At 70.3% G+C, this 20,985-nt stretch carries 19 protein-coding genes and 1 pseudogene; 8 read left to right on the forward strand and 12 right to left on the reverse strand.

All coding sequences use genetic code 11. The features are described 5' to 3' along the window. Nucleotides 1-20 precede the first annotated feature (20 nt). Nucleotides 21-488, forward strand: coding sequence for a MarR family transcriptional regulator (locus AB0M93_RS00500; RefSeq protein WP_364266399.1), 468 nt, complete (start codon nucleotides 21-23; stop codon nucleotides 486-488). On the opposite strand, the gene AB0M93_RS00505 is transcribed toward AB0M93_RS00500, so the two are convergent. Genes AB0M93_RS00505 through AB0M93_RS00525 form a run of 5 tightly spaced genes read right to left on the reverse strand, consistent with a single transcriptional unit; the run spans nucleotide 485 to nucleotide 3,809 of the window. Further along, nucleotides 485-1,369: an LLM class flavin-dependent oxidoreductase gene (locus AB0M93_RS00505; protein ID WP_364266402.1), complete on the reverse strand. Its 885-nt coding sequence runs from the start codon at nucleotides 1,367-1,369 to the stop codon at nucleotides 485-487. The two genes, AB0M93_RS00500 and AB0M93_RS00505, sit on opposite strands and share 4 nt — an antisense overlap. Beyond that, nucleotides 1,366-2,199 (reverse strand): sulfurtransferase, encoded by an 834-nt coding sequence (locus AB0M93_RS00510; RefSeq protein WP_364266404.1) that lies wholly within the window; start codon nucleotides 2,197-2,199, stop codon nucleotides 1,366-1,368. Before AB0M93_RS00510 ends, AB0M93_RS00505 begins: the two co-directional genes overlap by 4 nt. Nucleotides 2,200-2,201: 2 nt before the next feature. Beyond that, complete coding sequence (locus AB0M93_RS00515) at nucleotides 2,202-2,588, reverse strand: TIGR03618 family F420-dependent PPOX class oxidoreductase (RefSeq protein ID WP_364266407.1); 387 nt, start codon at nucleotides 2,586-2,588, stop codon at nucleotides 2,202-2,204. Continuing rightward, nucleotides 2,578-3,603, reverse strand: coding sequence for an LLM class flavin-dependent oxidoreductase (locus AB0M93_RS00520; protein WP_364266410.1), 1,026 nt, complete (start codon nucleotides 3,601-3,603; stop codon nucleotides 2,578-2,580). The genes AB0M93_RS00515 and AB0M93_RS00520 overlap by 11 nt, the downstream gene beginning before the upstream one ends. Next, nucleotides 3,594-3,809, reverse strand: coding sequence for an ABC transporter ATP-binding protein (locus AB0M93_RS00525; protein ID WP_364266413.1), 216 nt, complete (start codon nucleotides 3,807-3,809; stop codon nucleotides 3,594-3,596). The genes AB0M93_RS00520 and AB0M93_RS00525 overlap by 10 nt, the downstream gene beginning before the upstream one ends. A gap of 44 nt (nucleotides 3,810-3,853) precedes the next feature. On the opposite strand from AB0M93_RS00525, the pseudogene AB0M93_RS00530 reads away from it, so the two are divergent. Next, a pseudogene (locus tag AB0M93_RS00530) lies at nucleotides 3,854-4,150 on the forward strand (xanthine dehydrogenase family protein molybdopterin-binding subunit); the annotation flags it as partial. A gap of 68 nt (nucleotides 4,151-4,218) precedes the next feature. Beyond that, on the forward strand, nucleotides 4,219-5,433 hold the full coding sequence (locus AB0M93_RS00535; protein WP_364266416.1) for a zinc-dependent alcohol dehydrogenase: 1,215 nt from the start codon (nucleotides 4,219-4,221) through the stop codon (nucleotides 5,431-5,433). A 251-nt stretch (nucleotides 5,434-5,684) separates the two neighbouring features. Here the strand turns inward: AB0M93_RS00535 and AB0M93_RS00540 are convergent, their stop codons facing one another. Then, the gene (locus tag AB0M93_RS00540; RefSeq protein WP_364266419.1) at nucleotides 5,685-6,386 is read right to left on the reverse strand and encodes an aldehyde dehydrogenase family protein; all 702 of its coding nucleotides are present in this window, start codon (nucleotides 6,384-6,386) and stop codon (nucleotides 5,685-5,687) included. A gap of 36 nt (nucleotides 6,387-6,422) precedes the next feature. On the opposite strand from AB0M93_RS00540, the gene AB0M93_RS00545 reads away from it, so the two are divergent. Continuing rightward, nucleotides 6,423-7,550: an FUSC family protein gene (locus AB0M93_RS00545; protein WP_364266422.1), complete on the forward strand. Its 1,128-nt coding sequence runs from the start codon at nucleotides 6,423-6,425 to the stop codon at nucleotides 7,548-7,550. A 281-nt stretch (nucleotides 7,551-7,831) separates the two neighbouring features. Here the strand turns inward: AB0M93_RS00545 and AB0M93_RS00550 are convergent, their stop codons facing one another. The 4 genes from AB0M93_RS00550 to AB0M93_RS00565 form a co-directional block, all read right to left on the reverse strand. Beyond that, nucleotides 7,832-8,929 carry an L-dopachrome tautomerase-related protein gene (locus AB0M93_RS00550; RefSeq protein ID WP_364266425.1) on the reverse strand — a complete coding sequence of 366 codons (1,098 nt, stop codon included), beginning with the start codon at nucleotides 8,927-8,929 and terminating at the stop codon, nucleotides 7,832-7,834. A 5-nt stretch (nucleotides 8,930-8,934) separates the two neighbouring features. Further along, nucleotides 8,935-9,342: a four-helix bundle copper-binding protein gene (locus AB0M93_RS00555; protein WP_364266428.1), complete on the reverse strand. Its 408-nt coding sequence runs from the start codon at nucleotides 9,340-9,342 to the stop codon at nucleotides 8,935-8,937. 80 nt (nucleotides 9,343-9,422) lie between these two features. Next, nucleotides 9,423-9,551 (reverse strand): ANTAR domain-containing protein, encoded by a 129-nt coding sequence (locus AB0M93_RS00560; protein WP_364266431.1) that lies wholly within the window; start codon nucleotides 9,549-9,551, stop codon nucleotides 9,423-9,425. Nucleotides 9,552-9,741: 190 nt separating this feature from the next. Next, nucleotides 9,742-9,999 carry a GAF domain-containing protein gene (locus tag AB0M93_RS00565; protein ID WP_364266434.1) on the reverse strand — a complete coding sequence of 86 codons (258 nt, stop codon included), beginning with the start codon at nucleotides 9,997-9,999 and terminating at the stop codon, nucleotides 9,742-9,744. 294 nt (nucleotides 10,000-10,293) lie between these two features. Between AB0M93_RS00565 and AB0M93_RS00570 the strand changes: the two genes are divergently transcribed. Both AB0M93_RS00570 and AB0M93_RS00575 read left to right on the forward strand, forming a co-directional pair. Beyond that, nucleotides 10,294-10,617 (forward strand): hypothetical protein, encoded by a 324-nt coding sequence (locus tag AB0M93_RS00570; RefSeq protein ID WP_364266437.1) that lies wholly within the window; start codon nucleotides 10,294-10,296, stop codon nucleotides 10,615-10,617. Between the two features lie 362 nt (nucleotides 10,618-10,979). Next, nucleotides 10,980-11,354 (forward strand): ATP-binding protein, encoded by a 375-nt coding sequence (locus tag AB0M93_RS00575; protein ID WP_364266440.1) that lies wholly within the window; start codon nucleotides 10,980-10,982, stop codon nucleotides 11,352-11,354. A gap of 3 nt (nucleotides 11,355-11,357) precedes the next feature. Here AB0M93_RS00575 and AB0M93_RS00580 read toward each other — a convergent pair whose 3' ends face one another. Continuing rightward, nucleotides 11,358-11,579 carry a sigma-70 family RNA polymerase sigma factor gene (locus AB0M93_RS00580; protein ID WP_364266443.1) on the reverse strand — a complete coding sequence of 74 codons (222 nt, stop codon included), beginning with the start codon at nucleotides 11,577-11,579 and terminating at the stop codon, nucleotides 11,358-11,360. A 164-nt stretch (nucleotides 11,580-11,743) separates the two neighbouring features. Between AB0M93_RS00580 and AB0M93_RS00585 the strand changes: the two genes are divergently transcribed. Further along, a complete protein-coding gene (locus AB0M93_RS00585; RefSeq protein ID WP_364268935.1) occupies nucleotides 11,744-12,226 on the forward strand; it encodes a hypothetical protein in 483 nt (160 codons plus the stop codon). Nucleotides 12,227-12,231: 5 nt separating this feature from the next. Here AB0M93_RS00585 and AB0M93_RS00590 read toward each other — a convergent pair whose 3' ends face one another. Continuing rightward, complete coding sequence (locus AB0M93_RS00590; RefSeq protein WP_364266446.1) at nucleotides 12,232-13,605, reverse strand: NAD-dependent succinate-semialdehyde dehydrogenase; 1,374 nt, start codon at nucleotides 13,603-13,605, stop codon at nucleotides 12,232-12,234. Between the two features lie 1,190 nt (nucleotides 13,606-14,795). Between AB0M93_RS00590 and AB0M93_RS00595 the strand changes: the two genes are divergently transcribed. After that, entirely contained in the window at nucleotides 14,796-20,963 is a 6,168-nt protein-coding gene (locus tag AB0M93_RS00595; RefSeq protein WP_364266449.1) for a PA14 domain-containing protein, read from the forward strand. Nucleotides 20,964-20,985 lie beyond the last annotated feature (22 nt).

The following is a 20,985-nucleotide window of genomic DNA, read 5'->3' on the forward strand; positions in this document are numbered from 1 at the left end:
CATCGAGTACGCTGCGTCGCATGTCACCTGAGGGGATCCGCCCGCCGACCCTGCTCGCCCTCCCGTCCTATCTGGCCAGCCACCTCGCCCAGATCGGCCGGCGGGTGCTCGCCGACGCGCTCGCCGAGCGAGGTCTGCGGCTGCCCCACTTCGCCGTGCTCACCGGCCTGGCCGACTTCGGCCCCCTCGCCCAGCACGACCTCGCCGACCGGCTCGGCCTCAACCGCAGCCACCTGGTGGGCTACCTCGACGAGGTGGAACGCCGGGGACTCGTCGCCCGGGAACGCGATCCCGGTGACCGCCGCCGCCAGCGCGTCGCCCTCACCGACGACGGCCGTGCCCTCGCCGCCGAACTCCTGACGACCGCGCAGCGGTCCCAGCGCGAGTTCCTCGGCGTGCTGTCCGAGGACGAGCAGGAGACTCTGGTCGGACTGATGCGCCGGGTCGTCAACGCCGACGACGTGGCACGCGCGCGCGTGGCCGGCTAACCGGCCACCGCGGTGCGGACGGCCGGAAGCACCTCCCGGGCCAGGAGTTCCTGCGCCGCCACCGATTGCGGGCCCAGCAGCAGGAACGTGAACCCGGCCCGGACCACTTCGACGATCTGCCGGACCACCTCGTCCACGCCGCCCGTGACCAGGCCCGGCCGGGACGTCTGCGCGGGGTCGACCCGCACGGTCAAGTTGGCCGCGCAGGTGATCGAGCCGGGATCCCGCCCGGCGTCGGCGGCCGCTTTCCGCACCGCGTCCCGCATCTCGACCGCGCGGGGCAGGTCGATCCGCCCGAACGAGGGCAGCCAGCCGTCGGCGAGCTGCCCGGTCAGCTCCAGCGCCCGGGGACCGTACGTGCCGAGCCAGAGCGGGATCCGGTGCGCAGGCAGCGGGTCGATGCGGGCGTCGCGCACGGAGAACTCCCGGCCGTCGAACACCTCCGGCTCCCCGGCCCACAGCCCCCGGATGATCCGGATGGCCTCCCGTTGCGCGGTGATCTTGCGCCCCGGCGTGCGCACCGGCAGGCCGAACGCCTCGAACTCCTGGTCGTAGCCGCCGGCCCCGAGCCCCAGCACCAGCCGGCCGCCGGACACGCGGTCCAGCGTCTCGGCCGCCTTGGCCAGTACCGCGGGGGCGCGATAGGGCAGGCCGAGCACGTTGGTGGCCAGCTCGATGCGCGTCGTCTTGGCCGCCAGCCAGCTCAGCGCCGTCCAGGGTTCCAAGGTCGGCTGGTCGGTGTGCAGGTGGTCGCTCAGGCTGAACAAGTCGAAGCCCAGCTCGTCGGCGCTCTGCGCGAGGTCGAGCAGCCGCGCCGGGTCGGCGCCGCGGAAGATCCCGCCCGCGCCGAAGCCGAGCCGCTGACCGTGGATCGCACTCATCGTGGTTGGCTCCCTGTCGTTATCGGGCGGGCCGGCTCCGCCGACCACGCCGACCAGCTCCCGGGGTACAGCGACGCCCGCACGCCGATCAGCTCGAGCGCCAGCAGGTCGTGACACGCCGTCACGCCGCTGCCGCAGAAGACCGTGACGTCCGCGTCGCCCGTGACACCGAGCGCGCCGTAGTGCTCACGCAGCCGTTCCGGGGAGGCAAAGGTGTTGTCTCCGTTCAGATTCGCCGCCCAAGGCGCGTTCACCGCACCGGGGATGTGTCCCGATCGGACGTCACTGGGCAACACGCTTTCCCCCGAGTACCGCTCGGGTGCCCGCGCGTCCAGCAGGACCGTGGCCCGCGCGGCTTCGTCCGCGGTGCGGAAGGCGCCGGCCGGCCAGTCGAGGACCTGACGCGTCACCGGCGGCCGGGTGACCACGCCCGTCTCCAGCTCTCCCGGCCACGTCTGGAGACCGCCGTCGAGCAGGGCCGCCGGCCGGCCCAGCAGCCGCAAGAGCCAGACCAGGCGAGCCGCGTAAGCCCCGCCGTTGTCGTCGTAGGCGATCACCGTGTCGTCGTAGGCGATCACCGTGTCGTCGTCGGCGATGCCCGCCCGGCCGAGGCCTTCGGCGAAGGCCTCCGGTGTCGGAATCGGATGCCGGCCACCGGCCGGGTCCGGCGGGCCGCTGAGCACGGTGTCGAGGTCCACCCAGACCGCGCCGGGAAGGTGGCCGGCCGCGTAGGCGGCCGCACCGCTGCGCCCGTCGAGGTACCAGCGCACGTCCACGAGCGTGTGCTCGGCCGGGCTGATCCGGTCGGGACCGACGACGGGTTCTTCCATGATCACTCCTTCCGGTGAATGTGGTCGGCCTGCATCCGCAACAGCACCCGGTCGCCTTCGGCCCGGCGGATCTCCGGCTTGCCGGTCCACTTGGTGAACGTGGCGCGGGCCAGTGCGAGCGCCGCCTCGCCGCGTTCGACGTCGACGATCCGGCCGCGGACCTCGATGTAACGGCGGCTGTTTTCGGAGTCCAGCAGCAGGATCGTCACCCGCGGGTCGCGGACGACGTTGCGGTACTTCTGCCGCGAAGTGTTGGTACCCACCAGGATGTGCCGCTCGTCCGAGTGCGGCCACACGGCACTGGTCTGCGGCTGGCCACCCGGCATGAGCGTGGTGAAGATGCCGAGGCTGCGCGCGGCCGCGAGCGCGCGGACGTCGTCATCGAGCACTGGCGGCCACCGTTCCGCGCCGGACCTGCGGCAGCACCTCGGCGGCGATCAGCTCCGTGGCGCCTTGCACGGTGGCGTAGGGGATCCCGCCGATGTCGACCGACAGCAGGTGCAGATCGTGACCCCACAGCTGCTGCAGCCGGCCCAGCTTGTCGACGACCTCGGCCGGGCTGCCGCACAGCGCCGGGCCGTTGACGCCGATGTGGCCGTCGAAGTCCAACGGCCCGTTGGTGCGGGCGCTGAGGTAACTCTCGATGTACGTCGACCACAACGCCCGCGCCTCCTGGGACGTCTTGGCCACGAACGCGTGGCTGGCCGCCCCCAGCCGGCCGGGCTCGCCGCCGCGGCGCTCGTGCCACTGGTCGCGATAGGCGTCGAAGAACGGGACGAACGTGGCCGGCTCCCGGGCCGTGGTGCCGAACACCATGGGCAGGCCGTGGTCGACGGCCAGCGCGATCGAGTCCGGGTTCGTGCCCCCGCTGATCCACAGCGGCGGCCGGGACTGCGCGAGCCGGGGCTGCACCAGGACGTCGTCCAGCGGCGGCCGGAACTCACCCCGCCAGGTGACCCGCTCCTCGGTCCACAGCCGGTGCAACAGCTCGAGGTTCTCCCGCTTGCGCGCGCCCTTGGTCCCCGGGGCCTGGTCGAACACCGTGTACGGCTCGGGGAAGAAGGAGCCGCCGACGATCATCTCCAGCCGGCCGTCGGACAGCAGGTCGACCAGCGCGTAGTCCTCGGCGACGAGGACCGGGTCGCGGTTGGCCACCAGCGTCGTGCCCGTCGCGAGGCGGATCGTCGAGGTGTGCTCCGCGATCGCGGCCAGCACGACCGCGGGCGACGGGATCACGTCCCGGTCCCGGAAGTGGTGCTCACCCACGGTGTACCAGGCGTACCCGAGGTCCTCGGCCTCCTTCGCGGCGCGGACCACGTCCCGGAGCCGCTGTCGCTGGCTGAGGGTGGTGCCGGTGCGGACATCGGCCAGCAGGCTCCCGAACGTGATCAGTCCTAGGTCCATGATGCTTCCTCCGTGCTGCCGGGAACGGCGTCGAGCAGGCTCTGGGTGTACGGGTGCCGGGCCGCGGTGAAGACGTCCTCGGTGGCGCCGGTCTCCACGATCCGGCCGTGCCGCATCACCGCGATCCGGTCGCTGACGTGCCGGACCACCGCCAGGTCGTGCGAGATGAACAAGTAGGACAGTCCCCGCTCCCGCTGCAGTGTCACGAGCAGGTCGAGGATCTGCGCCTGGACGGTGACGTCGAGGGCCCATGGGGCTGTCCATGGCGTTGTTCGAGGACAGCGTCCTCGAACCGCGCACCGGGCACGTGGTCAACCACGACCTGGCCGAGTACCACGTCGCCACCAACGCCGACATCGGTGATCTGCGCGCGGACTGGCTCGACGAGCACGACCCGCACGTGAACCCGATGGGCACCAAGGGGATCGGCGAGATCGGCATCGTCGGCACCGCCGCGGCGGTCGCGAACGCGGTGTACCACGCGACCGGCGTCCGGGTGCGGAAGCTGCCGATCACCCTCGACGCGCTGCTGTCCGCGCTGCCCTGACCGCGCTCCGCGCGTGTACCTGCGGTGAGGCCGGGTACGCGGATGGCTTCCGATCGGAGGAGGAAGCAGTGAAGGCAGTCGTCTGGCACGGCGTCGGTGACATCCGCATCGACGAGGTGCCCGATCCGAAGATCCTCGAGCCGAGTGACGCCATCATCCGCATCACCCGCAGCGCGATCTGCGGCACCGATCTCCACCTGGTCCGGGGCACGATGCCGGGCATGCAGCCGGGGACGATCCTGGGCCACGAGGCCGTCGGGGTGGTGGAGGAGGTCGGCCCGGCCGTCCGCGGCTTCTCCCCGGGTGACCGCGTGGTGGTGACCTCGACCATCGGGTGCGGCACGTGTTCGTACTGCCGCGCCGGGTACTTCGCCCAGTGCGACACCGCGAACCCGAACGGGCCGTCGGCCGGGACGTCGTTCTTCGGCGGCCCGGAGACGACCGGGCCGGTGGACGGGCTGCAGGCGGAGTACGCGCGGATCCCGTTCGCGATGACGACGCTGGTGCGCGTTCCGGACGCGGTGAGCGACGACCAGGCGATCCTGGTGTCGGACATCTTCCCGACGGCGTGGTTCGGGGCCCGGCTGGCCGAGGTCGGCGAGGGCGACAGCGTGCTGGTGCTGGGCGCCGGCGTGGTCGGGCAGTTCGCGATCGCTTCGGCCAAGCGGCAGGGCGCGGGCCGGGTGTTCGTCGTCGACGGGCTGCCGTCGCGGCTGGACAAGGCGCGCGCGCAGAACGCCGAAACCGTCGACTTCAACCGCGAAGACCCGGTCGCGGTGGTGCGGGAGCTGACCGGCGGGATCGGCGTCGACCGGGTGATCGACGCGGTCGGCGTGGACGCCCAGCGGCCGTCGGGTGGGCCCGCGGCCGAGCAGCTCGCGCAGCAGGCGGAGCAGTTCGAGCAGGAGCGGGCGCAGGCCGCGCCGGAGGCGTCGCCGTCGGGGGAGCAGTGGGTGCCGGGGAACGCGCCGAGCCTGGCGGTGCGGTGGGCGGTGGAGGCCGTCGCGAAGGCGGGCACCATCGGCGTGATCGGCGTCTACCCGCCCGGCTTCGACCGCTTCCCGCTCGGGGACGCGATGAACCGCAACCTCACGATCAAGCTGGGCAACTGCAACCACCGCCGGTACGTGCCGGGCCTGCTCGGCACGGTCGCGTCCGGGGCGATCGACCCGCTGGCGTTCATCACCCAGCACGAAGAGCCGGCGAACGCGATCGAGGCGTACGAGACGTTCGACCGGCGCGAAGAGGGCTGGCTCAAGACCGTCCTCGACGTATCGGCCTGAGCGCACCGACCGAGCACGGGGAGCACGCGGCCCGGCGGTGCGCCGGTCACGGTTCGCCGCGGAAGTTCTCGCTCCCGGACGGGTGACCCTTCCGGGAGCGGGCGTGCTCGTCTTCGAGCGGACCCTGCGGGTCGTTGCGACGCGGTGGAGCACGCCGGGTGCCCGGTGAATCGGCCCGGGAAGACTTCTCGTGCTCGGTTTCCCCGGCCGGTTCCGGATGCTGGTCGGTCACCATTACCTCGGTTCCGTGTTCACAGCTGTGGCCGGCTTTGTTCTTCCCGGACCGTCACCCACTGCCAGCGGGTGAACTCGTCGAGGTTGACGAAGGAGCCGAACCGGCTGCTGCCACCGGATTCGCCGATCCCGCCGAAGGGTGCGACGGTTTCGTCGTTGACGGTCTGGTCGTTGACGTGCACCATCCCGGCGTGCAAGCGGTCGCCGACCGCGCGGGCGCGAGCGGCGGATCCACTGTGGACTCCGGCGACGAGCCCGTAGGGCGGGGCGTTGGCCAGGCGGACCGCTTCGTCGTCGTCGGTGAACGTGGTGACGACGGCGACCGGGCCGAAGATTTCTTCGGTGAACGCCGGCATGTCGGGGGTGACGCCGGCGAGCACGGTCGGGCGGACGAACAGCCCGTCGTGCCGGCCGCCGGCGGTGACCTTCGCGCCGGCGTCGACCGACCGTTGGACGACGGATTCGATGTGGTCGGCCTGGTCGGAGTTGATCACCGGTCCCAGGTCGACGTCGTGACGGGGGTCGCCGACCCGCAGGTCGTCGGCGAGGCGCGAGAGCTCTGCGACGTAGGCGTCGGCGAGCTTCTCGGCGACGAGGTGCCGGCCCACGGCCATGCAGACCTGGCCCTGGTGGACGAAACTGCCGAACGCGCCGGCGGCCGCGGCGGCCGGGACGTCGGCGTCGTCGAGCACCACGAACCGATGGATCCAAGGTGTCACGTCGGTCCGGCGAACGCCAGCGGAGCGAGAGCCCGAGTGCCGGGAGCCCTGGTGCGGCCGGACCGGGACGTCGTGCCGGGCTTGGCCGCCGCTGCCCGCGGGTACCCGTCGGCGGTGACTTCGCGGTGGCAGAACCGGCTGCGCACCACCGCCCGCGCGGCCGTCGGCCGGTTCCGGCGGGCCCGGTGGGCGGTCGTGCAGACGGCGGTCGCGGTGAGCTTGTCCTGGTACATCGCCCACGACCTGCTCGGGCACCCGCAGCCGTTCTTCGCGCCGATCGCGGCGGCCGTCTCGTTGTCGGCCAGTGACGTGCTGCGCGGACAGCGGGCGCTGCAGCTGATGAGCGGGGTGGCGCTGGGGATCGTGCTCGGCACGCTCGTCGAGGCGATCGCCGGCACGGCCGCGCCGGCCTTCGCGCTCGCGGCGCTCCTGGCGGTGTACGGTGCGCTGGCCCTCGGCGGCGGCCCGTTCGGCCAAGGCCTGATGTTCGTCAACCAGACCGCGGCGTCGGCGATCCTGATCCTCGCGCTGCACCGGCCCGGCTCCGGCACCGAACGGCTGGTGGACGCCCTGGTCGGGGGCGGCGTCGTGGTGGTGATCGGCGTCCTGCTGGTCCCTGCGGACCCGCACCGCCTGCTCGACGACGCCGCGCGCGGCCTGTTCGCCGAACTGCGGGACGCGCTGAACGGACTGCGGCAGGCCGGCCCGCCGGCGGCCGGCGACGCGGACCGGGAACTGGCCGCCGGGCAGCGCATCCACTCGCGGCTGGCCGCGCTGGCCCAGGCCCGCGGAACGGCGCGGCAGGTGGTGCTGATCGCGCCGCGCCGATGGCGCTCGCGGGCGAGCGTCGATGCCGCGATCGCCCGCAGCAAGCACCTGACGTTGCTGGCCAACGCCGTGCTCAGCCTGGTGCGCGTCACCGGTGCCGCCGTCGACGCGGGCGAGGAACTGCCTGAGGCATTGGGTGAAGCGGTCGCCGAGCTGGCCCGGGCGTGCGCCGCGCTCGCCGGAGACGGCGGCGCGGACGCGGCGATCGGGGCCGCCACACGGGCCGAGCGGCTGCTCGACCCCGCCCGGCACGCGGGACCGGGCTACCGCGGCCCAGCCGTCTACGCGGCCAGGGCCTGCGCGCGTGACCTCCTGGCGGCGATCGGCCCGCGATGACGCGGCGCGGCCTCACGGAGTGCCGGCGCAGACCGGCGGCCGCCCCAACGGCCGAGGCAAGACCGTGCTGAGCGTCAGCTGACTTCGGGGCCTGATCGGCACCGGCCACACCGGGTGCGGCCGGCGCCGATCCGGGCCCGGTGGAGCAAGGCTACTCAGCGGCCAAAGGGATCTGATCGTAAATCAGGCTGCTCAGCGTTCGGGGGGTTCGAATCCCTCACCTGCCGCTGTCAGCGCCAAACGCCCCACCGGCGTGCCGGAGAAGCCGATGGGCGCCCTCGTCAGGCGGTGCCTTCGCCGAGGGCGATCGGGCCGGCGTCGATCGGGGTGCGGAAGAGGGAGTACGGAGGCTGCCGTTCGTCCTTGCCGCCGCGGTACTTGTCCTGCCGGTGCAGCTGGTTCGCCGTGACGTAGAGATGGCCGTCGGCGGCGACGGACATCGTGTCGGGCCACAGCAGCCGCGGGTCGTGGACGACCGTCTCCCAGCGGCCGTCGGGGTGGCGGCGGTGGATGGCGTTGTGCTCGCCGTCGGTGGCGTAGAGGCGGCCCTGGTCGTCGGTTTCCATGCCGTCGCCGGCGCCACCCTTGTCGCCTTCGTCGATCAGGGTCGCGGCGACCGCGTCGTCGTCGACCTCGCGGTCGGTCAGGGCGTCGGTGGAGACGCTCCACCAGCGCCGGGAGGCGAGGCAGCAGTAGTAGAGGCGGGCGCCGTCGGCGCCGATGGCGATGCCGTCCGCGCCCATTTCGATCGGGTTGGCCGAGCCGTCTTCGGAGAGTTCGACGAAGTCGCGGCCTTCCACGACCATGCGCAGGTCCGGCGGGGTTTCGGCCTGGGTGCTGGGGTGGTCGTGCAGCCGCCGCCAGGATTCGCCGGTGTCCAGGTCGACGACGATGATCCCGTTGGGCCCCTGGTCCGAGGAGTCCGTGATGAACGCGAACCCGCGGCCCAGGTCGAACCGGACGTCGTTGAGGTAGGTGGTCGGCAGGGCGACGTCCTCCGGGAAGAGGATCGTCCGGGTGACTTCGTCACGCTCGAGGTCGACGCAGACCAGTTTGGGGCCGCCGTGGGCGGTGGGCCGGAACAGCGGGCTGCCGGTGTCGAGGATCCACAGCCGGTCGGCGGGATCGACGACGATACTCTGCACCGACACCAGGGCGTCCGGATCGGTGTCGCTCTTGGGGTCGTTGAAGGCCTGGCTGGGGTAGGGAACGAGGTCGCCGTCGCGGATCTCGGCGACGGTGAACCGCACGTCGTCGCCCCACTTCGGGAAGTTCACGAACACGCGGCCCTGGCGGGACACGCTCACCCCGGTCGGCATCGCCCCGGTGAACTCGTGCACCACCTCGAGCTCGCCCAGCGACTGGTCGGTTTCGGCCACGGCGATCACGCCGTCCCGACGAGGTGCTCGCGCAACGCCTGGCAGGCGTCTTCGCACCTGCGGCAAGCTTCGGCGCAGAGTGCGCAGTGACGATGGTGGGCTGCGTGCTGTTCGCATTCTTCGGCGCAGGCGCGGCAGGCCTCCGCGCACGCGAGCAGGAGCGCATCGAGGACAGCCGTCGTGCCGGTCCGGCGGGACAGGACGCGGGCCGTGGTGCCGCAGAGGTCGGCGCAGTCGAGGTCGGTGCGGATGCAGTGGGCGAGGTCGGCGACGGCCGGTTCGGACAGGCAGGCGTCGGCGCAGACGGCACAGGCCCGGGCGCAGGCCAGGCAGTCGTCGATGCAGTTGGCGATCGCGGTGGGGTCGATCCCGCCGAGCTGGTCGGGGTGGCTTTCGAGCAAGGGCAAGGTCATGAGTCCTCCGTTCGGGAAGGGCAACCGTCACGGCGTACCCGGCCGGCGAGCCGTCAACCGCTCGATCCGCCCACGGGAGGTCAGCGGGGCGAGTTCACCGCGTCGGCGACGAACCGCTCGGCGACTTCGCGCCGCTTTACGTTGGTGTCCTGCGACTGCTTGACCAGCCGCGCGAAAGCTTCGTCGGCGCTGATGCGGTACAGGACCATCAGGATGCCTTGGCCTGGTCGATGACGGCTCGTGAAGTCAAGGCCGTGCGCAGCTCTTCCACGGTTTCCAGAGCGTGCCGGGAGCGGCGGCACTGCGCAGCGCGGCTTCGGCCGCGGTGGTGTAGAGCTCCAGCAAGGCCGCGTCGAGCGAGCCGAAGCCGTCGCCGTCGGTGCCGTAGAGGTTGAGGGATCAGTGGTACTCCCGTTCGATGAACAGGGGCGCCGACAGGTAGCTGGCCACCGCGTCGTCACCGGCCGCGGCGGTGAAAGCAGGCCATCGCCGAGCGGCTTCGCTGACCTTGACGCGCTGGACCTGGCCGGTCCGCGCCGCCTCCAGGCACGGCCCCTCATCGGCGTCGTATTGGGCCTGATCGATGCGGAGAGCGCTTTCTCCGGTCGACGTGGCGGTGTAAGGCGCACTGTCGCGCAGGAGCGTGATGCTGGCCATGTCGGTGTCCGGGACCGCTGGACGACCTGCCGGCACAGCCGCTGCTGGACCACCGGGAGCTCCTCACCCTGCTCCAGGCCGACGGACAACCGCTCCAGCGCGCTCGTGACGTCGTCCACCCGCCGGGCGACCTCCTGCTCGCTGAGCAGTTCCTCGGTCATGGGTTTCCTCCCGTCGAGCCCTGCCGCCGTGAAACCCTCGGCTTCGGGTCTGTTTCCGGTCGGAGCCAATATGGGCGATCGGGGCCACGCCGGCTCGTGCTCCTCGGCAGTTCGAACGGGACCCGGGAGGCCGGTGGCCGTCGATGTGCAGACCGAGATCGTGATCGGCGTTCCGCGCGACGTGGTCGCCGAGTACACGATCGATCCCTCTCGTGCGCCGGAGTGGTACGCCAACATCGAATCCGTGGAGTGGAAGACGCCGCCGCCTCTGGCCGACCATGCGCACCGCCGAAGGCCCGTTCCGATGGAGACGACCAACACCTTCACCGCGCACGGGAGCACTGGCACGCACATGACGTTGCGCAACCGGGGCGAACCGAAAGGGTTCTCGGCGATCAGCGCGCCGCTGATGGCCGCGGCGATGCGCCGGCCAACCGCAAGGACTTGGCTGCTTTGAAAGCTTTGCTGGAACGCAATTCCGCTTCGTCCGGGGCGTGATCACGTGGCGACTCTTGCTCAGAGCCATCGGTCGGTGCAGGTCGCGGCCGGGGCCGGCGATGTCGGTCGTCACGAACGCTGACCAACGACATCCCGGACCCGGCGCACTCCGAGGCCGCGCCGTATTCGTGGCTGCGCTACTTCGTTGTCGCGTGAGCCGAGCGATCGCCGCCGGGCGGTGCGACCCAGCCGGGTTTTCCGAGGCCGGGCCGCGGCTCGGTGCGTATTTTACGGCTACCGGGGTATTCGAAACTTCGAGGGTTCGGCGACGGTCGGCTCCGCACCGCCCGAAAGGCCCCCATGAACCACTCACGACGCACCATGCACGAATATTCCTTCGCTCCGGGCGGGGCACCCGATCTGGCGGCCATGCGCACCTGGCTGCGCTCGGTGCTCGACGACGAGACGTTCGATGCCGTCCAGGACGCCTTGCTGATGGCCACCGAGCTGGTCACCAACGCGTTCGACCACGCGCGCGGCGCCCGCACCCTGCGCGTCTTCTGCCGGGGTCCCGGATCACCGGGCCGGCTGGAGATCGACGATGCCTGCCCCGACCTGGAACTCCACTTCGACGGCGGGGCGCCCCAGGGGACACGGGGGCGTGGGTTGCTGCTGATCGACGCCATCAGCCCGCGATGGGGCGTCACCCGCACCGGCACCCTCAAGACGGTGTGGGCCGATCTGGCCGGGCGATGACCTTCAGGCGGCGGTTTCCGCGCGCAGGTCGCGCAGGATCCTGGTGAGCAACCGGAAAACCTGCATCCGGGACACCCCGATCCGGGTGGCGTTCTGTGACTGGCTCAAGCCGTCGAAGAAGCGCATGGTGATGATGGCCCGGTCCCGCTCCGGCAGGCGCCGCAGCAGCGGAACGACCGTCTGGTGGTCTTCGACGTGCTCGAAGCGTGCGTCGAGTTCGCCCATCGAGTCAGCCGGCGTGAAGGAGCCGCCGGCATCGGCCGGCCGATCCAACGACGACGTCTCGTAGCAGTTCGCGGCGAGCAGTCCTTCTCGACGGTATCGACGTCGATGCCGAGGTGCCCGGCGAGCTCGCTGGGAGTGGGAGCCCGGCCGAGGAGCTGGGAAAGGTGGGTGGTGCCCTTGGTGAGCCGGCCGCGCAGCTCCTGCAGCCCGCGCGGGACGTGCAGCGCCCAGCCGGTGTCGCGGAAGAGACGGCGGACTTCGCCCATGATCGTTGCACCCCCGCCGGTCAGCGCGCGGAGACCGCCCGGTGGCGGCGCTCCGAGCCGGCCGCCGCGGCCTCGAACTTCGGCGAGCCCCGCGCCGACGAGGGCGGTGGGCCGCCACCGGCCGAGGGAGCCGCCGGACCCGGATCCCTGCTCGCCGCCCGGCAGCGCGCGGAGGCGGCCCGCCGACGGGTCCGCGCGGCGCTGCTGCGCTCGGCCGCGGCGCACGAGCGGGCCGCGGCCCAGCACGACAAAGCCGCCGACGGCGGCGAGGCGGGTGCCGCGGAGCACCGGCGGAAAGCCGCGCGCCACCGTACCGGCGCGGAGGCCGACCGGCGTCGGGAGACCGAGATCGCGCCGCCGCCCAGGCACGAAAACCGGTAGCCCGCTCAGGCGATCCACACGGTCTTGGCGTTGACGAAGGCCCGCGGCCCGAAGCCGGCGAGTTCGCGGCCGTAGCCGGAGTTTTTGGTCCCGCCGAAGGGTACTTCCGGTGTCGATGCGGTGAACTTGTTGATGTACATCATCCCGGTCTCCACCTCGGTGACGAACCGCTGCTGCTCGGCCTCGTCGCGGGTCCAGGCGCTGCCGCCGAGCCCGAACGTCGAGTCGTTGGCGATGCGGATGGCGTCGTCGATGTCGCGGGCGGTCCAGATCAGGGCGACCGGGCCGAAGAACTCTTCGCGGTGGCCGGGGGAGCCGTCGGGGATGCCGGTCAGCGCGGTCGGCTCGAAGTAGTGGCCGGGTCGCTCGATCGGGTGGCCGCCGGTCAGCAGGCGGGCGCCGGCCGCGACGGTGTCCGCGACCTGCTTGGCCAGGGTTTCGACCGCGTCCGGGGAGGCCAGCGGGCCGAGGTCGGTGTCGTCGTCCATCGGGTCGCCGATGCGCAGGCCTTCCAGCTTGGCCAACATCCTGCGGGTGAACTCCTCGGCCACCTGTTCGTGGACGATGAAGCGCTTGGCGTTGATGCACGACTGGGCGTTGTTGAGCATCCGCGACGCGACCGCGTTGTCGACCGCGTCGTCGAGGTCGGCCGACGGCATCACGATGAAGGCGTCGCTGCCGCCCAGCTCCAGCACGCTGGGCTTGACGTTCTGCCCGGCTCGGGCGCCGACCTGCCGTCCGGCGGGCTCGCTGCCGGTGAGGGTGACCGCGCGAACCCGGTCGTCGTCGATGATCGCTTCGATCTTCTTCGAGCCGATGAGCAGCGTCTGGAAGACACCTTCGGCGAAGCCGGCGCGGCGCAGCACGTCCTCGATGGCCAGGGCCACCTGCGGCACGTTCGAGGCGTGCTTGAGCAGGCCGACGTTGCCGGCCATCAGGGCCGGGCAGGCGAACCGGAACACCTGCCAGTAGGGGAAGTTCCACGGCATGACCGCGAGCACCGGCCCGAGCGGCTCGTACCGGGTGAAGACGTTCGCGCCGCTGTCGTCGTCGACGTCGTGCGGTTCGTCGGCGAGCAGGGCTTCGGTGTGCTCGGCGAACCAGCGGCAGCCCTTCGCGGACTTGGCGACCTCGGCCTTCGCCGAGGCGAGCGTTTTGCCCATTTCGAGGGTGGCCAGGCGCGCGAGCTCGTCGGTCTCGGCGTCGAGGATGTCCGCGGCCCGCCGCATCCGTTCGGCCCGTTCGGCGAACGAGGTCCGGCGGTGCTCGTGGAACGCGGTCACCGCGCGGGCGATCTTGCGGTCGACCTCGGCGTCGGTGAGCTCGTCGAAGGTGCGCAGGGTTTCTCCGGTCGCCGGGTTGACGGTCGCAATGGCCACGGGAGGTCTCCTCGGGTTCGGGTACGGCTGCATCCCGGGTTCCCGGCGGCGAAGACCGGAAACCCCGCGACGGACAGCAGGCCGGTCCTGCGGCCGTAAACGTCCGCAGCAGATCGATCCGACGGCAGTTCGTCCGGCGGCGTGTTCCACGAACTCAAAGGGTTGCCGGGTGTCCAGTCGCCAATGGACGGGTTAAGAAACCCTTCCGACTACTCCGCCGAATGTGCTTGATGTGTTGGACACGAAGCCTCCACCTGCTGGACGAGGGGAGGGCGTCCGGACCTTGAAACTCGTCCCCTTTCATGATTCCGTGCGGAGACGCGGTCAGCAGCCGGACGTCATCGCCGTTCGCGACCGGGGCGACGCTTCCCGGTGGCGTGCTGCGCGGACCGCGAGGTGACGTGCCGTCGCGGTTCATAAGGCCGTAACCCGTGATCAGGTGCTCCTCACTATGCTCCTCGGTGAGCGTCAGGTGGCCGATTTGGAGACCCGGTTCAGGGCCGCGGGTGGGGGAGGCAACAGGCGGCGCTTGACCTCGACGATGGGAATTGGACCGGGTAGTGGTTCGGTTCGGTGCCTTGGTGGTCGGCGCGGTAGTGCCAGGCGTGGCCGCGTCTCTCGGTGAATCCGATGAGGACGTTGGTGTTGAGCCACCTGCTGGTTGCCCTTCGACACGGAGATCGCCCTTTCGATGTGGCGTGGTGCGGGCTTGATGCCGGGGCGGCGGGCTCGCGGGGTGAACGGCACGACTCACCAGGGCGAGCGCCGACGGTGCAGAGGCCCGCATCCCGAATCGAGCCCGCGGTGCGGACCGGTGGTCGTGCACCGCCGGCGTGGGCCTGGTTCGCTGGGCTGATCCCGCTGCGACGCCCGCGGGTGCGGCGTGCCCGATGGCCCGACGGCGAAGCCTGATACGGCTTCCTTCACAGGTCGTCAACTGTGTCTTGTGTCTCACTCGACGGTGTAACGAGGGCGTGAGGTTCTTCCGATGTGATCGACGAATCCTGGCAAAACACCAGGTCACAAACGGGTGAAACGGACATACGTCTGTTTGCTCGCGTTCTACCCACCGGGCGAGTGCTCGCAGTGGGCGGTTGAGGGGCGGCGCGCGTCGCGTGTCGTGCAGGGGAGGGTGGGCCGTGCTGCGGGTAAAGCATGTTCGGGGACTGGGCCGAACGAGATCGCTCATCGTGCTGCTGGTGCTGGCGTTGCTGGCCGGCACCGTGGAAGCCGTGGTCGCGGCGCCTTGGGCTGCGGCTGCGGCGTCGCCGGTCGATCCACGTGAGGTCGGGTTGCTGCCGTCGGCCTCGCCGGCGCCAGTGGCGCCCCAGGCGCCGTCGAAGGCGGATTTCTCCGCTCAGTCCCGGTTGGACGGGGGTGCGGGGTCGCATTTCGACCCGCAGCGGTCGAGGCCGGTGTCGCGGTCGACGTACATGACCGAGTACGTCAATGTCGATGGCACGCATTCGGTGCGGCAGTCGAGCCAGCCGATGAACGTGCAGGATGCGGCCGGGAACTGGCAGCCGGTCCAGACCACGTTGGAGACCGATCCGTCGACCAAGCGCGCCGAGGCGGACCACCATCCGTTGAGCCCCTCGCTGGCGACCAAGGCCAACGACGCGGCAGTGCTGCAGGTCGAATCGGGCGGGCACACCGCGGGCCTGGCGCTGGACCAGGCGGCGCCGGCGGCCGCTGCGGTGAAGGGTGATTCGGTCACCTACCCCGAGGTCGCCGCGGGGACCGATCTGGACTACGAGGTCACGTCCGGCGCGGTGAAGGAGACGATCAAGCTCAAGCGGCCGCCGGCGGACGGGCGCTCGTCGTGGCGGTTCAAGCTCACCACCGGCGATCTGACACCGAAGCTGGACAAGAACGGGTCGGTGACGTTGGTCGATGCGGCGGGTGCGGCGCAGTTCGTGCTGCCGCCGATCGAGACCTGGGACTCCGCCGGCGGCGGGGTGACGGCGCCGGCGATGACCGGCGGCACCTACACCCTCGACAAGTCCGGCAAGGACTGGTGGCTGACGGTCGCGGTCGACGCGAACTGGTTGCGTGACCCCAAGCGCGTGTATCCGGTGTTCGTGGACCCGACGGTGACGTTCGGGGTGCAGTTCTCCTTTGCCTACCGCTCGGACGGCACCACCTGCACCAACTGCGGGCTGCGGATCGGCAACAGCCAGGCCAACGGGGACACCTACAACCGGTCGGTGGCGCACTTCGACTACTCGCCGCTGTGGGGCAAGACCGTGGTCGGCGCGAGTGTGGACGTCACCCGCAACACCAGCGTCGTCGGCTCGGTGAAGACCTGGAACGCCAACCTGTACCACGCCCTGGACAACAACTTCAACGCTGTTGGACCGTTCCTGGCCAGTGCCCTGGTCGGCGACGTGGGTTCGTTCTCCAGCCAGGCGTTCACCGATTTCCTGCGGACCCGGGTCAACGCCCGTGACAGCAACGTCTCGTTCATGCTGATCGGTGCCGAGAACCCGGGCACCTGGACCTACAAGAACCTCAACGCCACCCTCACGGTGGACACCGGTTCCCCGGCCCCGGCCACCACGCTGGTGGGGCCGGCGGACGGGACGGTGTCGACGTCGGTGACGCCGACGTTGTCGGTGGCGCCGGTGACGGACCCGGACGGTGATGCGGTGAAGTACTGCTTCCGGATCGCCACCGGCGCCGACGGCAAGTCGGGTGTCGTGGTCGAGTCCGGCTGTCTGACCACTCCGACGTGGACGGTGCCGGCGGGTGTTCTGCAGGACGGTGTCGCCTACACGTGGCAGGCGATGACCTACAGCGGCGCCACCACGATCACCCCGGCCTGGATCGGGCATCTGAAGATCGACCAGCGGATCGGTGACCACGGCCCGTCGCCGGTGGACACTGCGGGGCCGGTGAGTGTCAACCTGGCCAACGGGAACGTCTCCACCGCCGAGCAGACACCGTCGTTCACCACGGTCGGTGGCAATGCCGGGCTGAGCTTCACCTACAACTCGCAGCAGGTGGAGAACAAGGGCCTCAAGGCGTCCTACTTCGTCGACCTGTCCCACAACGGGATCATCAACGACGCGCAGCAGCCGGTACTGGTGCGGCCGGAGCCGCAGGTCAACGTGGACTGGGGCACCGACTCGCCGTTCGCGCCGGCGTTGCCCGCGGACTGGTTCGTCGCCCGCTGGGAGGGGTTCTTCCAGGCTCCGGTGACCGGGACCTACCAGTTCGCCGGGGTGCACGACGACGGCGGCACGGTGTGGATCAACGGTGCCAAGGTCTACGAGGTCAACACCGCCAGTGACCTGAACTGGACCCAATCCACGAACGTGTCGCTGACCGCGGGACAGCGGGTGCCGATCAAGGTGGAAAACGCCGAGGCGATGGGCGCGGCGAAGATGCGGCTGTTCGTCCGCACCACCGACAACACCACCGTCGCTCCGCAGATCGTTCCCGCCGACTGGCTCTACACCTCCGACCTCCCGGTTCTGCCGCAGGGCTGGGCGCTGTCGGCCGACTTGGACGGCGATGGGGCGAGCTACACCGAGGCCAAGGTCACCGACCAGAACATCGTGCTGACCGACGCGTCGGGCGCCAAGCACACCTGGACCAAGAAGAGCGCCGGCGGCTACACCGCACCGGACAACGAGGACGGCACGATCGCCCTCGACACCGCCGGCAAGGTCACCCTCAACGAGGGCGGCGCGATCTACGTCTTCCGCGCCGATGGCAAGCTGGAAACCCAGACCAGCGTGCTCGACGGCCGCAAGCCGGCGACGTTGCAGTACCTCTACGACGGGACGCCGTCGCGGCTGCGGGAGATCAAGGACCCGGTCTCGCAGCGTTCGCACGTGCTGCACTACAACCGCCCGGGCGATGACTGCTACGGCGGTGTGACCCCGCCCCCGGGGGCCGCGGCGTTGCCGCCGTCGCAAATGCTGTGCCGGATCACCTACTGGGACGGCACCGAAACCCGCCTCTGGTATTTCGGAACCGGAACACTCAATCTAGGGCGCATCGAGGACCCGGGCTCGGAAATCACCGACTACGGCTACAATGCCCAGGGCCTGCTCGGCGCCACGCGCGACAGCCTGGCCAACGACTGGATCGCCGCCGACCCCGCCAACCGTCAGGCCAACGCAGGCGACCTGATCACGTCAGTCGGTTACGACACCGCGGTCAAGCCGAAGGCCACCAGCGTCACTTCGCCTCCACCCGCCGTCGGTCAGCCGCATCCCGGCCGGGCGTATCGCTATGATCCGGCCAACCACCAGACCTTCGTCGATGTCCTCGGCCTCAACCCGGCCACCGGGTTCTTCTCCAAGGTCACCTACGACGACGCCGACCGTGCCCTGTCCACCACCGACGCGACCGGCCGCACCACCAGCGAGACCTGGAACGTCAAGGACCAGCAGCTGACCTCGACCGACCCGGCCGGGCGGGTGTCGACCACGGTCTACGACTACGCCGACCGGCCCACCGATACCTACGGGCCGGCGCCGGCGGCCTGTTTCACCGGCCAGAACCCGACCCCGGCTTGCGCGGCCACCGTCCCGCACAGCCACACCGGCTACGACGAAGGCATCAACGGTCTGTCCGCGTCCTGGTACGACAACCTCACGCTGACTGGTGCGCCGAAGGCCTACACCACCGGCATCGGGACCACCGACGGCACGCTCAAGAGCGCGTGGGAGTACAGCAACGACGTCACCCCGGGTATCTCGAGCGACGGGTTCTCGCTGCGGCTAGCCGGTGAGATCGCGTTCCCAGCCGCTGGGGACTACACGCTGCGGGCCAATGTCGACGACGGTATCCGCATGTGGATCGACGACCAGCTCGTCATGGACTACTGGCAGATCAGCAACGCCACCGAACGCCAAGCCGTCGTTCACAGCGACACTCCCGGCCAGGTCAAGAAGATCCGCATCGACTACTACGACAACGGCGGCTACGCCAAACTCGACCTCAACTGGACCACGCCCGCTGGCACCCAAGAACTCGTCCCTGGTACCCAGCTACACCCGCGCTATGGGCTGAGCACGTCCACGGTCGAGTCGGAGTCCGACGGCGTGCCGGACAAGACGTCGACCACACAGTACGGCCAGAACGGTCTCGACCCGGTCTTCGGGGCAGACACCAGTATCTCCACCGGTACCGGAACCAGCCGTCTCACCACGACGTCCACGTACGAAGCGCCGGGTACGGGCTACCTGCGGTCCACTACGCGGACGGCTCCGAACAACGCGGTCACGGCCACGGCGTACTACGGCGACACCGAAACCCGCGCGAACCCGTGCGTCGCCGGAAGCCCGGCGGTGAACCAGGGTGGCCAGCCCAAGCTGCTGACCTCACCCACGCCGGCATCGGGGCCGGCCCGCACCGACGAAAACGTCTACGATGCTTCGGGCCGAATCGTCGCTCAGGCCACGAGCGGGGACTGGATCTGCACGACCTATGACGTCCGAGATCGGGTCGTCTCGGTCAAGAGTCCCGCGAACTCGACCAGCGGTGAACGCACCGTCACTCACGACTACGCCGTCGGCGGAAACCCGTTGACCACGTCGATCAGTGACAACTTCGGCACGGTCTCGGCCACGGCGGACTTCCTCGGGCGGGTCGTCGCCTACACCGATGTCCATGGCACCCGCACCGAAACGACCTACGACATCGCCGGGCGGGTCAGCCAGCAGAAGGTGACGCCGCCCAACGCCGTGGATGCGCCTCAGGTCACGACGTTCGGCTACGACGACGCCGGCCGTCCGACGACGGTCACCCACGGCACGGCAACCCTGGCCACCTCGGCTTACGACGCCGCCGGCGAGCTGGCGACGGTCACGTACGCCAACGGCCTGAGCCTCAGCAGCATCGGTCGCAACGCCGCCGGGCAGGAAACCAGCCTGACCTGGAAGACGAGCGACGGCGCCACCACCGTCGCCCAGGTCGGCCGCAGCCGGGCGGGCACCATCGTCGACGAATCACTCGGCGGCGTCGACGCCCGGCCCGACGGCCCCAACTACGGGTACGACACGGCGGGCAGGCTCACCGAGGCGTACGTCACCGGTCACCACTACACCTACGACTTCACCTCACCGACCGCCGCGACCTGCCCGACGGGCAGCGCGAGCAACGCGGGACTCAACACCAACCGGGTCCGGCTGCTCGACCAGACCAGTGCCGGGACCGCAGAAACCGGGTACTGCTACGATAACGCCGACCGGTTGCTGGCCGTCACCGGAGCGACGACGATCAGCTCCGTCGGCTACGACAACCATGGCAACACCACGCAGCTGACCACACCCACCGGGACGACTTCGTTGGGCTGGGACAGCGACAACCGCAACCTCACCGTCCGGGGCACCGGTGCGGCCGCCGCGGATGTCGCTTACGTCCGCGACGCCACCAACCGGATCACCAGGCGCAACGTCGCACAGGGCGACACCGCGACCGACCTGCTGTACTCCTATCTCGGCGACGGGGACTCCGCGTCGCTGACCCTCGCCGGCGGCGACAAGAAGCTGCTCAGCCGGACCTTCGGCCTGCCAGGGGGCGTCGTATACACCGCCCGCTATGACGGCGCCGCGGCCACCTGGGACGCCGCCAACATCCGCGGCAATCTTGTCCTGACCACCGACAACAGCGGTCACCAGGTCGGTGCGCTGCGGAGCTACTCGCCCTACGGCGAGCCGCTGACCGTGAGCGGAACCACCGACAAGGACAACGTTCCCGACAACCAGCCGGGAAAGATGGACTACGGCTGGCTCGGCACCTACCAGCGGCCCTACGAACACGCCGGCGGACTCGCGCTCGTGCAGATGGGTGCACGTCCCTACCTCCCGGCGCTCGGACGGTTCCTTTCCGTCGACCCAGTGGACGGCGGGTCAGCGAACGACTACGACTACGTCAACGCCGACCCCGTCAATGCCACCGACACCGACGGCATGCGCCCCAAAAACGGGGGAGACGACTACGGCCGCAACCAGGCGAACCGCAAAGGCCACCGCAAGGGGGCGAGCAAGAGAACGGAACCTAAACACAGCAAGGGTGACAACCACGGCAAGCGTCGCAGAATCCCGCTGAACCCGAACAAGCACGGCAACCCCAAGAAGAACAAGGGGCAGCAAAATTCGTTCGCGCGGCTCAACGGTGGGGGATTGTCCTTGCGCAACCGTGAACTGATGCATGATTCTCCCTCGCTGAACCGTGGCAGCTACCGCAGTACTGCTCCCGCGCCCGGTTCTCAGTCGAGTTCCGGCGGTGGGTGGGGCTGGCTCGGCGCCGCAGCGGCAGGCGGCGGCCTACTCTGGTGGTTGGGTAAGATCGCATCGCCTGCTTGCGGTCCAGCCTTCCCAGCCTGCGCCATAGCTTTCTAGCTGCACTCACATCGACAGGAAC

The sequence above is a fragment of the Amycolatopsis sp. NPDC051102 genome (assembly GCF_040682815.1).
Lineage (GTDB): Bacteria > Actinomycetota > Actinomycetes > Mycobacteriales > Pseudonocardiaceae > Amycolatopsis.